General features: G+C 28.4%; 14 protein-coding genes. 7 read left to right on the plus strand and 7 right to left on the minus strand.

Annotation, left to right across the window (positions count from 1 at the left end):
• Position 1: 1 nt before the first annotated feature.
• From speD to F3K33_RS22630, 6 genes are all read right to left on the minus strand, one after another.
• Positions 2–820: an adenosylmethionine decarboxylase gene (gene speD, locus F3K33_RS22605; RefSeq protein ID WP_170816507.1), complete on the minus strand. Its 819-nt coding sequence runs from the start codon at positions 818–820 to the stop codon at positions 2–4.
• 283 nt (positions 821–1103) lie between these two features.
• Positions 1104–1796 carry a 3'-5' exoribonuclease YhaM family protein gene (locus F3K33_RS22610; RefSeq protein WP_012060569.1) on the minus strand — a complete coding sequence of 231 codons (693 nt, stop codon included), beginning with the start codon at positions 1794–1796 and terminating at the stop codon, positions 1104–1106.
• A 221-nt stretch (positions 1797–2017) separates the two neighbouring features.
• A complete protein-coding gene (locus tag F3K33_RS22615; protein ID WP_017212590.1) occupies positions 2018–2362 on the minus strand; it encodes a DUF3892 domain-containing protein in 345 nt (114 codons plus the stop codon).
• A gap of 200 nt (positions 2363–2562) precedes the next feature.
• Positions 2563–3165 (minus strand): HAD family hydrolase, encoded by a 603-nt coding sequence (locus tag F3K33_RS22620; protein ID WP_023973593.1) that lies wholly within the window; start codon positions 3163–3165, stop codon positions 2563–2565.
• Positions 3166–3626: 461 nt separating this feature from the next.
• A complete protein-coding gene (locus F3K33_RS22625; RefSeq protein ID WP_039770058.1) occupies positions 3627–4190 on the minus strand; it encodes an HDIG domain-containing metalloprotein in 564 nt (187 codons plus the stop codon).
• A 248-nt stretch (positions 4191–4438) separates the two neighbouring features.
• Positions 4439–5266: a hypothetical protein gene (locus F3K33_RS22630; protein ID WP_023973596.1), complete on the minus strand. Its 828-nt coding sequence runs from the start codon at positions 5264–5266 to the stop codon at positions 4439–4441.
• A gap of 369 nt (positions 5267–5635) precedes the next feature.
• On the opposite strand from F3K33_RS22630, the gene F3K33_RS22635 reads away from it, so the two are divergent.
• The 7 genes from F3K33_RS22635 (at position 5636) to F3K33_RS22665 (ending at position 14071) form a co-directional block, all read left to right on the plus strand.
• A complete protein-coding gene (locus tag F3K33_RS22635; RefSeq protein WP_039770056.1) occupies positions 5636–6106 on the plus strand; it encodes a hypothetical protein in 471 nt (156 codons plus the stop codon).
• Between the two features lie 297 nt (positions 6107–6403).
• Positions 6404–7573 carry a galactokinase gene (locus tag F3K33_RS22640; protein WP_012060575.1) on the plus strand — a complete coding sequence of 390 codons (1170 nt, stop codon included), beginning with the start codon at positions 6404–6406 and terminating at the stop codon, positions 7571–7573.
• Between the two features lie 107 nt (positions 7574–7680).
• Complete coding sequence (gene galE, locus F3K33_RS22645) at positions 7681–8673, plus strand: UDP-glucose 4-epimerase GalE (RefSeq protein WP_023973598.1); 993 nt, start codon at positions 7681–7683, stop codon at positions 8671–8673.
• A 183-nt stretch (positions 8674–8856) separates the two neighbouring features.
• Entirely contained in the window at positions 8857–10356 is a 1500-nt protein-coding gene (gene galT / locus F3K33_RS22650; RefSeq protein WP_023973599.1) for a UDP-glucose--hexose-1-phosphate uridylyltransferase, read from the plus strand.
• A gap of 12 nt (positions 10357–10368) precedes the next feature.
• The gene (locus tag F3K33_RS22655) at positions 10369–11382 is read left to right on the plus strand and encodes a LacI family DNA-binding transcriptional regulator (protein ID WP_039770053.1); all 1014 of its coding nucleotides are present in this window, start codon (positions 10369–10371) and stop codon (positions 11380–11382) included.
• Between the two features lie 515 nt (positions 11383–11897).
• Positions 11898–13322 carry a putative DNA modification/repair radical SAM protein gene (locus F3K33_RS22660; RefSeq protein WP_023973600.1) on the plus strand — a complete coding sequence of 475 codons (1425 nt, stop codon included), beginning with the start codon at positions 11898–11900 and terminating at the stop codon, positions 13320–13322.
• A gap of 2 nt (positions 13323–13324) precedes the next feature.
• Positions 13325–14071 carry a TIGR03915 family putative DNA repair protein gene (locus F3K33_RS22665; protein ID WP_023973601.1) on the plus strand — a complete coding sequence of 249 codons (747 nt, stop codon included), beginning with the start codon at positions 13325–13327 and terminating at the stop codon, positions 14069–14071.
• Positions 14072–14956: 885 nt separating this feature from the next.
• Here the strand turns inward: F3K33_RS22665 and F3K33_RS22670 are convergent.
• Positions 14957–15529, minus strand: coding sequence for a beta-class carbonic anhydrase (locus F3K33_RS22670; protein WP_023973602.1), 573 nt, complete (start codon positions 15527–15529; stop codon positions 14957–14959).
• Between the last annotated feature and the right edge of the window lie 100 nt (positions 15530–15629).

Genomic DNA, 15629 nt, shown 5'->3' on the forward strand with positions numbered 1-15629 from the left:
GTTAATATATATTAGTTCCACTAAAAATCTCAATCATCTCTCTTCTTAAGTTGTTTTCAATTTCAAGTCTTTGCTTTGGCTTGATTTCATAAACATCTCTATTAAAAAGGTAATTTTGAAGTTCAATTTCTTTAATTAGCATTTTAGTGTGAAATATATTTGATTGATATACATTTATATCCATTGCATCATACTTTTTCAAGGTATTTTCATCAATATAATCTTGTATTGATGTTATTTTATGATCTATAAATAATTTTTTGCCATCAACATCTCGGGTAAAACCTCTGACACGATAATCTATCGTTATGATGTCTGAATCAAAACTTCCTATAAGATAGTTTAGTGCATTTAGAGGAGAAACTTCTCCACACGTGGCTACATCAATATCAACACGAAAAGTAGCAATTGAATTATCTGGATGATATTCTGGATAAGTATGCACAGTAACATGACTTTTATCTAAATGTCCTACAACAGTGTCTCTAGTTTTCAAAATGTCAATTTCACCTTTATTACAAGATGCATCTATCTCTTTGACTGCTAGGGTCTGTTCCGATACTAGAATAGTTACACTTGCTCCCTGAGGATCATAATCTTGTTTTGAAATATTAAGTACATGTGCTCCAATACTTTCCGTTACATCACACAGAATTCTAGTAAGTCTTTCTGAATTGTATTGCTCATCAATATAAGCAATATAGTCCTTTTGCTCTCGCTCACTTTTTGCATAGCATACATCATAGATGTTAAAGCTAAGTGTTTTTGTGAGGTTGTTAAAGCCGTATAACTTCAGCTTGTTTTCCAACCCTAACATCACAACCTTTCTGGCATAAATTATAGTTGCATTAGAATTTGTTTCAAAAATTCAATCACTAAAATCCTATATATTCTAATGTTTATAACCTTCAAATACTCACCTTCTAGTTTACCTTGAAACATCTTTATTATACAACATTGACATTTTACTATATTATCTTTAAAATTGCTACTATTTATGACAATATTTCTTTAATATACTTGATAAATTTGTTTGAAGTCCCTTATGCTTTATTTTGGTTGCAAATCCTTCTTATTTCTCACATATATAAATAAAGTAATAATTAACTATTTTTTCTTAAAGCTCTTTCTTTTACATATTGATTATATTCTTCTATTGAATAAACTTCTGGTTCTCTTACTTCTTCCAAGAAATGTGAAGCCTCTGCATCTGCATTACTAAATGCCAGAACTGACTTATGCATTTCTATTGCCTTATTGTAGTCTCTATATTCATCCTTTGGAACATAAGCACCCATATGCCATCTTATCATTAAACATTCTTCTAATGATAACTTGACAAACTGTTGAAGTAAAATTACACTTTTCTCTCCATGTCCTAAAGGAATTTTATCGTCAAATTCATAGGCTGCATATCCTATCCACTTTCCTGTCATCTCATCTTTTTTTAATCTCATAGTTTTTTCATAAAAATTACACTTACACAAATCATGTAGATATCCTGTTAAATACATTGTATCATGACTCAAACCTAGGTTATATTGTTTATTTTTTTGTATTAATAATTCAACAACATTATCAGAGTGAAGTGCTAATCCTCCATCAAAGTTTGAATGAAACTTAGTAGATGCTGGGGCTGTAAAATAATCGGTTCTTTCTAAAAGATATTTTATTAATTCATCTATCCCATCTCTTTTAATCGAGCTCAATCTTTCTAATATCTTATCTTTCAATTCTTGCATTTCTTTTGCTGCCTTAGCTTTTGTCATTTCCTTTAAGTCACTTAAATCACTCATGAATACATCTCCTTACATTAATCAACTTATAATTATTATTTTTTTCCTCTAAGCACATATCTATTCATTATTATGCTTCTTTTACTATTTTAACACTTTTAAGAAAAAACTCATATCATTGAATTCAATGATATGAGTTTTCTAGTTAAAAATATTCTTTCTTTATTTTAATAGTAACATATTCCATAGAGTTTATAAGCAAATTTTATTAAAAAAGTATTTTATTCTTCTACTACTGGCAAGGCGCTTAAATTGTTTGACTCATCATCATCTCTTAAGCTCCTTAAATATTCCTCACCTTTTCTTGATGTTGAGACAGATACTCCAGATATAGCTCCATCTTTGGCTAGCTCCACGCCTCTTTCTTTAGTTATTCTCTCTCCATTTGAAAGTTCATATCCTGTTATCTCACCCGAATGCTTTATTATAGCCTTTATAGAGCTTTTTTCCACATTTGACTGTGAATCTTCGTTATCACTTAACTTTATGTCAGTATTTGCTACAGCAGCATTATGAATAAAGTCATATGTTAATCCCATTGAAGATACATTATATTTATCCTCCATACAAACACCTCCTATTTTCTAGATAAGCATATGTGTATATTTCTAATCTCTGTTTTTTAATTTTTTAAAATACACTTGCTGAATAATTAAAATATAGCAAGTCAGTATTTTAGTATATTTTCTTTTATATGCCTATTCTAAAACCCTTTAGTGTTATATTGTCCAATAAAAATACTTTAATGCATTCTATTATTTACTATTTAAATATTGATATCAAATTTTTGTAATTCACCTTCCAGTTTCCTTGGTTCTTTTAAGACTATTCCTTTTAATCCAAGCTTAATAGCAGCTTCGATATTTTGCTCCATATCATCTATAAATAATGTTTCACCTGGTTCTAAACTATATCTATATAGTATCTTCTCATAAATTTCTTTTTCAGGTTTAAGTAATTTCTCTTTATAAGAAACCACTCCTCCTTCAAATAATTTAAATAAGTCATATTTATTATTTATATATTCAAACGCTGCTAGATGAAAATTGGATAGATAATAAATTTTATAACCTTTTTGCTTTAGTTTTTTTAATGTATCCACGCTGCTTTCTATTGGAGTCAGTATGTCGTACCAATTTTCAAAGACTTTATTAATTAACTCTTCACTTTCAGTGTTTCTATTAATTATATTTCTTTTAGCATCTTCTTCACAAATTGTTCCTCTATCAAGCATTGGCCATTCATCACTCTGAAATATACATTTATATATTTCTTCTACTTTTTCTTCATCAATTTTTGATCTTACATATATCTTTGGTTGAAAATCTAAAATAACATTTCCAAGATCAAATATTATATTTTTAATCATAAAAATTCTCCTAATTTTAATAATGTATCTTATTAACTATATGGTTCCTCAATGATATTCAAACTTATGAAATTTCAATATTGCTGTTATTCAGAAATTTGAAACAGTTGATATGTATTGTTATCAATATGGAACCCTATATATAGATATCCAATTTGAGAATTATACTTATAGCTTTAAAAATCTGCTATATCAGAAAGGACAGGTACTCTTTTGTGCAGTGTTACATTAGAGAATATGTTGCAGGCATTTCTTCATCATAAGTTGTTCCATTTTTGCTTGTCTCGAGAGCATGCTGAAATGGTGCAACTTATGCTGTTAGAAAGCCTCAACTTATTCTCAGTAACCGAAACAACAGAGTACCTGTCCTTTCGGTAAATTATTGCATAAGTCTAAGTTTTGTTTTGGATATCTATATAATTTTATATTTGTATGATAAATTTAACTATTAATATTCCATACTAAAGTCCAATATCTTCTGCTACATTTCTCATTCCTAAAATTGTATTTTCTATGACCTTGTCTAATTCCATATCTATCATCTTGCAACCATTTAATATTACATTTCTGTCTACTCCTGCCGCAAATCCTTTAGTCTTAAATTTTTTCTTAACAGATTTAACTTCTAGATCCATTACGCTTTTAGATGGTCTCATTAATGCAGCTGCCCCTATAAGACCTGTAAGTTCATCTATTGTATAAAGTACCTTCTCAGCATTGCTTTCAGGTTTTATTTCATTTACTATTCCATATCCATGAGATGCAACTGCTCTTATATAACTCTCCGGAAATCCTTCTTCTCTCATTATTTCTTGAGATTTAGCACAATGCTTATCTGGATACATTTCATAATCTATATCATGAAGTAATCCAATTATGCCCCATACATCCTCATCTTCATTATAGAGTTTAGCAAAATGTCTCATTGCCCCCTCTACTGCTAGTCCATGTTTTCTGAGTGCATCACTTTTATTATACTTACAAAGTGCGTCCCATGCCTTTTGTCTATTAATTTTTTCTTCCATATTATATAGCCCCCTTAACATATGTATATAAAATTATTTTTATTAACATTTATTTCTATATATGAAATTATATCCATGTTAATAAAAATAATATCACTATGAAAATTTATAATCAATATTATTAGGATTTAAGTTATAAAATTATATATATTATACTTAAATTTCTAAATTCTAATCCCAATGCAAGATCCTTCTTACTAGCATTTTTAAATGTAAATTTACTATCCAGCTTTATAAATGCAGACTTACTATTTATAAGTCTGCATTTTATGTCTAATGTTTTTATATTCATCCTTTAGCTTAGTAATTACTCTTTCTTCATCATATTTATTATACGGCCATATTCTAGTTTCTACCTTACATCTAATCCACTCAGCTTTTAAACATATTTGCACAAGCTCATCTATATCTCTATTTAGGCTTTCAATTTCATTTTCATAATTACTTACTATATAATCGCTTTTTTCAACTATATTATTTATTAATTGTAACTCATCGCTGTATGCAGATTTAACTTCATTTTTAAGTTCTAGTAAATTTAATAAATTTATATTATTTTTATTTTCAACATTCTTATAACTATTTGCCATAACCAAAAATTCCTTTAATATTTTTTTTTCACTTATCACATCTATAGCTTCATAAAATTTCGTTGTTATATCTTCATTTCTTTCTGCAGATTTTATTGCATTTTTACAATAATATATTAATAAATAACTATTAAGTGTAGCTTTTAATTCTTCTACTTTTAATATTAGCTCAATATCTAGTTTTCCTGTAAAATTCAAATGCATTTTAATCAACGATACTATTTTATCTAACTCTCTTCTATATTCAATCTTATTACTTCCATCTTTAGTTCTAATATATAAGTTAGTTATATTGCTTAGCTCTTTCAAGCTTGCAATATGCGTTCTTAATGTAGTTATCCATATGACTCTAAATCTTGTAATATTATTTATGTAAAGAGTTTTCTTGTTTTGAAATAAATTAAGCACTCCTGTTAAAAGAGTTATTAATATTCCCGTAAATGTAATTATATCTATTATTGCTATCTCCAGTTCTCCGATTCTCATAAAATTCTCCTAAGTTCCTTAGCTTATATTCTCTAGCTGTCTTTATATTTCATAAACAAACATAAAAAAGAACTAAGATTACAGTTCTCAACCCTCGTTCTTGTGTTTATTTTATTCATTTTTTCCTCTTTTATTCTGTATTCTAAACATAAAATATTTTCTTTCATTAATATATATATTTCAAAAATGATTCTTCATGATAATTCTAAAAATATTGCAATAATTTTAGTTGCAATTGTGAATTGTGCAATGTGCGTTGCGCATTGTGAATTGCAACATATATATATTTTATTATAGATTAAATTTTAGTATCCTTTTATATGCCTCTGTAATAAACTATAATAAAGCAATTAACAAAAAGGTGGTAAAATGAATCCTTTATTAAGTATGATACTCAGTTCCCTTTTTAATGGAATGGGTGGCGGATTTAGAAATCCCATGATGCCTAATCAAAATGGTGGCAGTAATCCAAATCAAATGGGTGGTAATCCTTTATTGAACATGCTTATGGGTGGCATGGGTGGCGGCATGAACCCTATGAATGGAAATCCATTAATGAACATGTTGATGGGAAATATGGGCGGATCTAACGGTTCTCCATTTAATAATCCAAATAACAACCCTAACATGAATAATGCAAATAATATGAATAGCAATGGTCCAAATATGAATAATATGGGAAATATGAACGATATTAATTCCTTATTAAGTATGCTAATGGGAAATCAGGGCAATATGCCTATGAATAATATGAATAATATGAATAATATGAATAATATGAATAACATGATGAACAATATGAACAACAATTCAAATAGGCATTCCCATTCAAAAAAATAGTGGACATTCTAATAGGTAGCTTAAAATTTAGGCTACCTATTAAATTTTATAACAGTAAGCCTTTTCTATAAAAATATTCTAAATTTATATATTTTCAAATAATCACTTCAGAAATAATTATTATTTGTAATCTTTCTCATGAAAGATCAAGCTTATCACTATTGTCCTATTAAGCCTTCATTTATAGTGTATATTCACAGATTTTGTATATATCTAAAAAATTCTAAATTTTCTTAATTCTCTCTTTACTTTTTAATAGTAATCGCTTACTATTAAATTAAAAGGGAGGTATTAAATATGGAGAATATTAATGTATTAAAAAGTGATTTCACAAAATTATTTGCAAAAGATGCTGAAAGTGTTTTCTTTTCACCTGGAAGAGTTAATTTAATTGGAGAGCATACTGATTACAATGGAGGTAATGTCTTTCCTTGCGCTCTTACTATTGGAACTTATGCTTTAGTTAGACAAAGAGAAGATAAAAATGTATTAGTTAACTCTTTAAACTTTAAAGAATTAGGAATTTTAGAATTTAGTTTAGAAAATATGATATATGAAAAACAACACGATTGGGCCAATTATCCTAAAGGTGTAATTAAAACTTTTGAAAATCATGGTTATAATATTCCTAACGGATTTGAAATACTTTTCTATGGAAATATTCCAAATGGTTCTGGATTGTCCTCTTCTGCTTCAATAGAAGTTTTGATGGGAACTATATTAAATGATTTGTTCAATTTAAATATCAACATGGTTGATATAGTAAAAATGTGTCAAGAAGCTGAAAATAAATTTATCGGTGTAAATTGTGGAATAATGGATCAATTTGCTATTGGCATGGGAAAGGAAAATTGTGCGATTCTTTTAGATTGTAATACCTTGAAATATTCATACAGTACTATTGCTATGGATGGCTACAAGATAGTAATTGCCAATACAAATAAAAAGCGTGGTCTAGCTGACTCTAAGTACAATGAAAGACGAAGTGAATGTGAAACTGCCTTAGCTGAAATACAAAAAGTTAAGAATATTAATGCTTTAGGTGAGCTTACAGAAGAAGAATTTGAAGAAGTTAAATCTTGTATTTCAGATCCTATTAAAGCAAAAAGAGCAAAACATGCAGTATATGAAAATAGAAGAACATTAAAGGCTGTAAAAGCTCTAGAAGAAAATGATTTAACTCTATTCGGAAAACTTATGAATGATTCTCACATTTCTCTAAGAGATGATTATGAAGTTACTGGAATAGAGCTAGATACTTTAGTTTCTCTTGCTTGGAAAAGTGAAGGTGTAATTGGAGCTCGTATGACAGGCGCTGGTTTCGGGGGCTGCACAGTTAATATTGTTAAAGAAGACTGTATAGATTCATTTGTAGAAAAAGTTAAAGCCGAATATACAAGCAAAATTGGCTATGAACCTAGCTTCTATGTAGTTAGCATTTCAGATGGAACAAGAAAAATTGGATAAAAGATTTACTACTTAAGATTTTATTAAGTTGATTATAAGAAAGATTTAGTTTAAATTTAAAGTATAAGTCTTTAAACCAAATCAATAAAAATAAGGGAGATGTTAATATGTCAATATTAGTTTGTGGTGGTGCTGGATATATCGGCTCTCATACAGTTCATGAACTTGTAAAACAAAATAAAGACGTAATAATAGTTGATAATTTACAATCAGGTCATATGAAAGCTGTAAATCCAAAAGCAAAATTTTATAAAGGTGATATAAGAGATTCTGAGTTTTTAGATAAAGTTTTTTCTGAAAATAAAATCGATGCTATTATACATTTCGCTGCTAATTCTTTAGTTGGCGAAAGTATGGTAAAACCTCTACTATATTTCAATAATAATGTATATGGTATGCAAATATTACTTGAAAGTATGGTAAAACATGATATTAAGAATATAGTTTTTTCTTCAACTGCAGCAGTATATGGAGAACCAAAGAAAATTCCTATCTCTGAAGATGATGAAACAAATCCAACTAATACCTATGGTGAAACAAAGCTGACTATGGAAAAAATGATGAAATGGGTTAGCAAAGCTAACGGAATAAATTACGTTTCTTTAAGATACTTTAATGCAGCTGGTGCACTAGAAGATGGAAGCATCGGTGAGGATCACTCTCCTGAAAGTCACTTAATACCTCTAATACTTCAAGTTCCACTTGGAAAAAGAGAAGCTATAACTGTTTTTGGAGAAGATTATGATACTCCTGATGGTACTTGTATAAGAGATTATATTCATGTACTAGACTTAGCAGACGCACATATAAAAGCTGTTGAGTATTTACAAAACGGAAATGAAAGTAACATCTTCAATCTAGGTAATGGAATTGGCTTTAGCGTTAAAGAAATGATTGATTCAGCTAAAGAAGCAACTAGTGAAGAAATTAAAGTTGTTGTGGGCGAAAGGCGTGCTGGTGATCCTGCAAGATTAATAGCTTCTAATGAAAAAGCTCAAAAGATTCTAGGCTGGACTCCTAAATATACTGATGTAAAAGCTATAATCAAAACAGCTTGGACATGGCACAAAAATAATCCTAACGGATATGATGACAAATAATAAAATCATATAGAATTTTAAAATTTATCTTGGGAAACTAGAGCCAACCTAAAAACTTATATGGTTCAAGTTTCCGCCACCTAGGCATAGAAAAAGATAAGTCTATGAAATAAACTAACATGGACTTATTTTTTAGATATGTCTTAGATTAATACCTTTTGTTAAAATTGAGGAGGTTTTAGCATGATAAATATAAATCATGAAATAAATAGACTTATAAACTTTGCATTGAAAAAAAATCTTATAAATAATGATGATATAATTTACTCTACAAATATGATTCTTGGAGTATTAAACTTAAATGAATTTGAAGTTCGTGAAGTTGATGAAACTTTAGAAACTCCAACTCCTATCTTAGAAAATATCTTAGACTACGCATGTGAAAATAATTTAATAGAAAATACAGTGACTGAAAGAGACTTATTTGATACTTTAATTATGAACTGCGTAATGCCAAGACCTTCTGAGGTTATAAATAACTTTAATAATTTATATAATATCTCTCCAACTAAAGCTACTGAGTACTATTATGATTTAAGCATTTCTTCTAACTATATTCGAAAAGATAGAATTGACAAGAACATAATCTGGAAAGCACCAACGGAATATGGAGACTTAGATATAACAATTAATTTATCAAAACCAGAAAAAGATCCTAGGGATATAGCAAAAGCTAAATTAATTAAATCTAGTTCATATCCTAAATGTTTATTATGTAAAGAAAATGAAGGATTTTATGGTCATATAAATCATCCTGCCAGACAGACTCATAGAATTATACCTTTGGATTTTGATAAACAAAAATATTTCTTGCAGTATTCCCCTTATACTTATTATAATGAGCATTGTATAATTCTAAATAGCGAACATATACCTATGAAAATTAATAAGGATACTTTTAGGAATTTATTGATTTTTACTGATATACTGCCTCATTACTTTGCTGGATCTAACGCTGACTTGCCTATAGTTGGAGGATCAATACTATCTCATGATCATTATCAAGGTGGTCACTACACATTTGCTATGGAAAAAGCTCCAATAGAAAAAAACTACTCAGTTAAAAATTATGAAGATGTTGAAATAGGTAGAGTCAAATGGCCTATGTCTGTTGTTAGGCTTTCAAGTAATGATAAAGATAAATTATTAGATTTAGCTGATCATATTTTAACTTCATGGAGAAGTTATTCTGATGAATCTGTAAATATATTAAGTCATACAATGGATGAACCGCATAATACTATTACTCCTATTGCAAGAAAAAGGAATAATAAGTACGAACTAGATTTAGTCTTAAGGAACAATAGAACAAGTACTGAGCACCCTCTTGGTATTTTCCATCCTCATAGTGAAGTTCATCACATTAAAAAAGAAAATATAGGACTTATAGAAGTCATGGGACTTGCAGTTCTTCCTGCAAGATTAAAAGAAGAATTAAACATTTTAAAGGAATACTTAATTAATAGAAAAGACAACATTTTAGATGATGAAATGGTGGCAAAACATTCTGATTGGTATAAATATCTTCTAGAAAAACACTCTAATATATCTCAAGAAAACGTTGATTCTATTTTAAAAGAGGAAGTTGGATTTAAATTCTTAGAAGTATTATGTCACTCCGGAGTATTTAAAAGAAATAAAGAAGGATTTGCTGCCTTTGATAAATTTATAAATATATTATAAGGTGGAATAATTATGAAATTAACCATAGTAGATGTAGCAAAAAAAGCTAATGTATCTGTTGCGACTGTTTCAAGGGTAATGAATGGCAATTATCCAGTGAAAGAAGAAACAAGAAAAAGAGTACTTGAAGTAATAGAGGAACTTAAATATATTCCCAATATGCAAGCACGTGAGCTTACTAAACAGAAGTCAGCTACTATAGGTGTTGTTGTTCCTAGTATCAATAATATGTTTTTCCCAGAAGTTATAAACGGGATTGAAAGCAGCTTAAAAGCAAATAATTTGTCTTTAGTGCTGGCATGTAGTAATAATGATAGTGAAGAAGAAAAATTATGTGTTAACAATTTATTATCTAGGAATGTATCTGGAATAATAGTTATTGACCCAAATACAGAAAATATTAAATCTAAATTTTTTCATAATATTTCAAAACAAACTCCCATTGTTTTTGTTAATGGACATTCCGTGTCCACAAATATTTCATCTGTTGTAAATGATGAAGCTATGGGTGCAAGTATGGCTTTAAACTATTTATTAGAAAAAAATCACAAAGATATACTATTTGTTAGAGGAAAAGATAGTTATTCTTATGACGTAAAGGAAAAAGTTTATACAGAAATAATGGATGATTTAAATAATTTTAATCCACAAAATATTATCAACATAGGAAATGGAAATAGTAGTGAAACTGTTGATAACGCTGTTAATATATTCCTAAATGTCCTTAAAGCATCTACTGCAACTGCAGTTCTTGCCTGCAATGACCTTATGGCTGTTGGTGTACTTAACGCTTGCAAAAAACTAAATATAGATGTACCAGATAAATTATCTATTATAGGATTTGATAATATAGATTTGAGTAAATTTGTAGAACCTAAGTTAACTACTATAGATCAAAACATGTTTCTTCTTGGCTCAAATGCAGCAACACTGCTATTAGAAAAAATAGAATGTGATAATTCTTGCAGCAAGAGAATTATTCTTATGAACACTTTAATTGAGCGTGATACTGTAACCGCTATTTAATATATTTATTAAAATAAATAATGCATTTGTTATAGTTACTGATTATTTTTAATGTAACATATACCAAAGCATTATTTTTTTAATTTAATCATAAATAAGTTTATAACTTAATTCTATTTACATAGAATTTACTCTTACATACGGAATTTAACTTTTCATTTTAGTTTTTTTATCAAAACTTTAAAATGAATTCATTGCCACAGAACATATATTCGTATATAATATTCCTAACGAATATATGTTCTTTTTCTATTTGTATATGTTTTAAATAATATGATTCGATCATTATAAAATTATCTAATTTTTTATTATCTTATATTTTAAAATAAACTTCGATGAATTAAATTTTTTAGAGCGTGTATATTTTATGATAATTAATTTAACTTTAAAATTCTATTCCCTACGTACTTAGTTAATGCAAAAATACAAAAACTAAATTCCAATACACCATTCAAGTTTTGTCAGAGCATATATTTTAATTTTAAAGTTTCATTTTATAAGGAAGTGTAATCAAAATGGATTTAATGGAAAAATTAAAAATATTATCTAATGCCGCAAAATATGATGTCTCTTGTTCCTCTTCTGGCTCAAAGAGACAGAATGCTAAAAATGGAATAGGCAATGCTTCAGAAGCTGGTATTTGTCACAGCTTTACTCCGGATGGACGTTGCATTTCTCTCCTTAAAATATTATTTTCAAATGATTGTATTTTTGATTGTAAATATTGCATTAATGGATCATCTAGAGATTTTTTAAGAGTAAGCTTTACTCCTGATGAAATATGCAGTCTTGCTATTAATTTTTACAGGCGTAATTATATAGAGGGCCTCTTTTTAAGTTCTGCTGTTATTTATAATCCTAATTATACTATGGAACTTCTACTTAAAACTGTGAAAAAACTGCGTATAGAAAATAAGTTCAATGGTTATATTCATCTAAAAGCTATACCTGGCGCTGATAATGCTTTAATTGAGGAAGCTGGAAAGTTTGTAGATAGAATGAGTGTTAATATAGAACTTCCTTCTAGCAATAGTCTTAAACTTTTGGCACCTCAAAAGAGTAAAGAAAAAATTTTACAACCTATGAAAACTATAAAAAATTCAATACTTAATTATAGTGAAATGAAAAAAAGCATAAAAAGTACACCATTGTTTGTACCAGGTGGTCAAAGTACTCAATTAATCGTTGGTGCAACTCCTGAAAGTGATGGAAAAATTCTAAAACTCTCTGAAGCTCTTTACAATAAATATAGTCTAAAGAGAGTGTACTACTCTGCTTATGTCCCTGTAATTAAGGATAATAACCTGCTTCCTGACATTACGCATCCACCAATGCTTAGAGAACATAGACTTTATCAAGCCGATTGGCTTCTTAGATATTATGGATTTAAAGCTAATGAACTCTTGAAGAATGACGATGATAACTTTGATTTAAATTTTGACCCAAAAACACATTGGGCATTATCCAATTTGAATGAATTTCCTGTTGAAATTAACAAAGTTTCTTATGAAAAATTATTACGAATCCCTGGTATAGGAGTTACTTCTGCTAAGAAAATTTTAAAAATAAGAAGAGTTCATAATCTGACCTTTGATGACTTGAGAAATCTAAGAGTTGTACTTAAAAGAGCTAAATATTTTATTACCTGTAACGGAAAATATCATGGAGATGTTCTTTTTGATACTATTAAAATAAAAAATAAACTTCTAGAACACGATATTTCTAAAAGTGGCAGCGTAAATCCTAATCAAATATCATTTTTTGATAATGCTTCATTTAATGATGTAAAGCTTCCTTCTGGAATTATATTACCTAAGGATGATATTTCTTCATCACATATATCACCTATAAAAATTGAAAATTCTTTAAATAATATAATTCCTAAGTCAAATATATTAACATTAGGTGATAAAATTACTTCTTTAACTGGAGAGTTTTGATTATGAAAATATACTTATATGACGATACTTTTGAAGGCCTATTAACTTCCATATATGATGCTTTTTACTCAAACGGCTCACCTCCAACATCTATATATGGAAAAAGCCAAACAAATACTCCCCTTCTACTAGGGAATATAGTTGAAATTTCTACTGATATTAATAAGTTCAAAAAAGTAAAAAATGCTATTATAAATAAAATTAATTTCCTCTCATTAAAAAAAATATACTTTGCATTTTTAAGTAATTATGAGGACAAAGGAATAATAATATTTAATTATTTAAAGATAGCCTTTAAACTCGGACCAGATGTTCATGATTTTTTAAATATAGATGTAATAAGACTTGTAGATAATATTACAAAAAAGGTTTTAAATGAATGCCATAGATTTGAAGGATTTATTAGATTTAATCAAATAGAAGAGAAACTTTTATACTCTTCTATTGAACCAGATAATGATATTTTAGAGCTTATTGGAGATCATTTTAAAAATAGATTTCCTAGGGAATATTTTATTATACACGATATTTCTAGACAAAAGGCTTTAATATATAATACAAATTTTTACGAAATAATAGATATGGATATAGAAACTTATGAAAAACTAAAATTTCACAACGATGAATATACAGACCTTTGGAAAACATATTTTAAATCCACTACTATACAAGAGCGAAAAAATCTTAAACTTCAATGTAGAATGATGCCTAAAAGATATTGGAAGCACATACTAGAAACAAAAATATAATTTACCATGTTCATAAAAGTACGTATTGACAAACGAGCTAAATATAAAAATACTTGCAAGTATTGAGGACAATTTAATTTCACTGCCCAAAAGACGAAATGGAATATATGTGTTTGCTCCGATTCCTTGAAGATTTTACTGGGTAATTCTACAATTATAAGTTGCATCCAAAGCGCTTGCTTCAAAGACTATGCTTTGAACAAGCACATTTGGAACAACTTATAATCTAGAATTACAGCCAGCAAAATCTTCTTATGAACACTGTGCAAAAACATATATTCCATTTCTAATTTAGCAGTAAATTAAAGTAAATCTATATTCGCGCAAATATTTTTATATTTCTATTGTTAGCAAACTAAGTAGATGAAAAAATAATATATTCCAAACACAGTGATTACTTCGTGCCAAATAAATAATTATATTGGTCTCCATATAGATACGCAAGTTTTACTCATCAGAATGTTAAATGTTAAATTTTTAAGTTTAACATTATTGAGTATTTATCATCACTATAGATTTGATAACTCATAAAAATATACAACGGAATCACAATCCATGTATTGATCTCTAGGTATTTCGTATCTAGATAACGAACCTAAATTAAAACATATATTTTCAATTATGATATATACCAGAAAGGAAGGTCATGCTTTTGTGGAGGTGTTACATATAGGATTTTGCTGCAGACATTTCTTCAGTAGAAGTTGTTCCACTTTTTGCTTGTCCTGTGCTTGTCACAGGAGCATGCAGAAATGGGTGCAACTTCTAATGTTAGAAATTCGCAGCAAAATCCTTAAGTAACCCGAATAAATGCATGACCTTCCTTTCGGTGTTTACATATATAACTTTAAGTTTACTCTAGATATCTAGCGCTTCGCCATACCTTTAGTTTGCGTCTTTAATGTCTCCATTTATTATGATTTCTAGTTCTCCAGTTTCAGGACTCATAATGAGACCGTGTACCCTTACGTCATTAGGTAAAAGAGGATGATCTTTTATCATTTTAACACTTTCTTTTATTGATTCTTCAACAGATTCAAAACCATGAAGCCATCTCTCAACGTTAACTCCTGCGTTATTTAAAGTAGAGAGCGTTTCTTCCTTAATTCCTCTATCTAACATTTTATCAACAAGTTTTTTTGTGTTTAAATTACTCATCCCACAACCATGATGTCCTATTACAAAAACATCTTCTGCTCCAAATTCATATACTGCAACTAATATACTTCTCATTACACCACCAAATGGGTGCATAACTGTTGCTCCTGCATCTTTTATTATTTTTGCATCCCCATTTTTGATATTCATGGCTTTAGGCAACAATTCTGTTAATCTTGTATCCATACATGATAATATCGCCATCTTTTTCTTAGGTATCTTAGTTGTTACATATTCCTGATAATCTTTGTTCCCCACAAAACTTTCATTATACTTTATTATTTCTTCTAATTTACTCATTTTAGCCCCACTCCTCGTAAATCTAATAATATAATACGTTTTTTTTATTAACTTAATATTAAGTTAACTTGGTTTGATTGTAAAGTTATTTTATATATCT

This window comes from Clostridium beijerinckii (assembly GCF_008705175.1).
In the GTDB taxonomy this organism is placed as follows: domain Bacteria; phylum Bacillota; class Clostridia; order Clostridiales; family Clostridiaceae; genus Clostridium; species Clostridium beijerinckii.

Coding starts and splice junctions, on each gene's coding strand:
- F3K33_RS22655 (WP_039770053.1), top strand. CDS start 10,369: ATGAAATTAACCATAGTAGATGTAGCAAAAAAAGCTAATGTATCTGTT.
- F3K33_RS22610 (WP_012060569.1), bottom strand. CDS start 1,796: ATGAGTGATTTAAGTGACTTAAAGGAAATGACAAAAGCTAAGGCAGCA.
- galT (WP_023973599.1), top strand. CDS start 8,857: ATGATAAATATAAATCATGAAATAAATAGACTTATAAACTTTGCATTG.
- F3K33_RS22670 (WP_023973602.1), bottom strand. CDS start 15,529: ATGAGTAAATTAGAAGAAATAATAAAGTATAATGAAAGTTTTGTGGGG.
- F3K33_RS22630 (WP_023973596.1), bottom strand. CDS start 5,266: ATGAGAATCGGAGAACTGGAGATAGCAATAATAGATATAATTACATTT.
- F3K33_RS22640 (WP_012060575.1), top strand. CDS start 6,404: ATGGAGAATATTAATGTATTAAAAAGTGATTTCACAAAATTATTTGCA.
- F3K33_RS22665 (WP_023973601.1), top strand. CDS start 13,325: ATGAAAATATACTTATATGACGATACTTTTGAAGGCCTATTAACTTCC.
- F3K33_RS22625 (WP_039770058.1), bottom strand. CDS start 4,190: ATGGAAGAAAAAATTAATAGACAAAAGGCATGGGACGCACTTTGTAAG.
- F3K33_RS22635 (WP_039770056.1), top strand. CDS start 5,636: ATGAATCCTTTATTAAGTATGATACTCAGTTCCCTTTTTAATGGAATG.
- F3K33_RS22615 (WP_017212590.1), bottom strand. CDS start 2,362: ATGGAGGATAAATATAATGTATCTTCAATGGGATTAACATATGACTTT.
- F3K33_RS22620 (WP_023973593.1), bottom strand. CDS start 3,165: ATGATTAAAAATATAATATTTGATCTTGGAAATGTTATTTTAGATTTT.
- F3K33_RS22660 (WP_023973600.1), top strand. CDS start 11,898: ATGGATTTAATGGAAAAATTAAAAATATTATCTAATGCCGCAAAATAT.
- galE (WP_023973598.1), top strand. CDS start 7,681: ATGTCAATATTAGTTTGTGGTGGTGCTGGATATATCGGCTCTCATACA.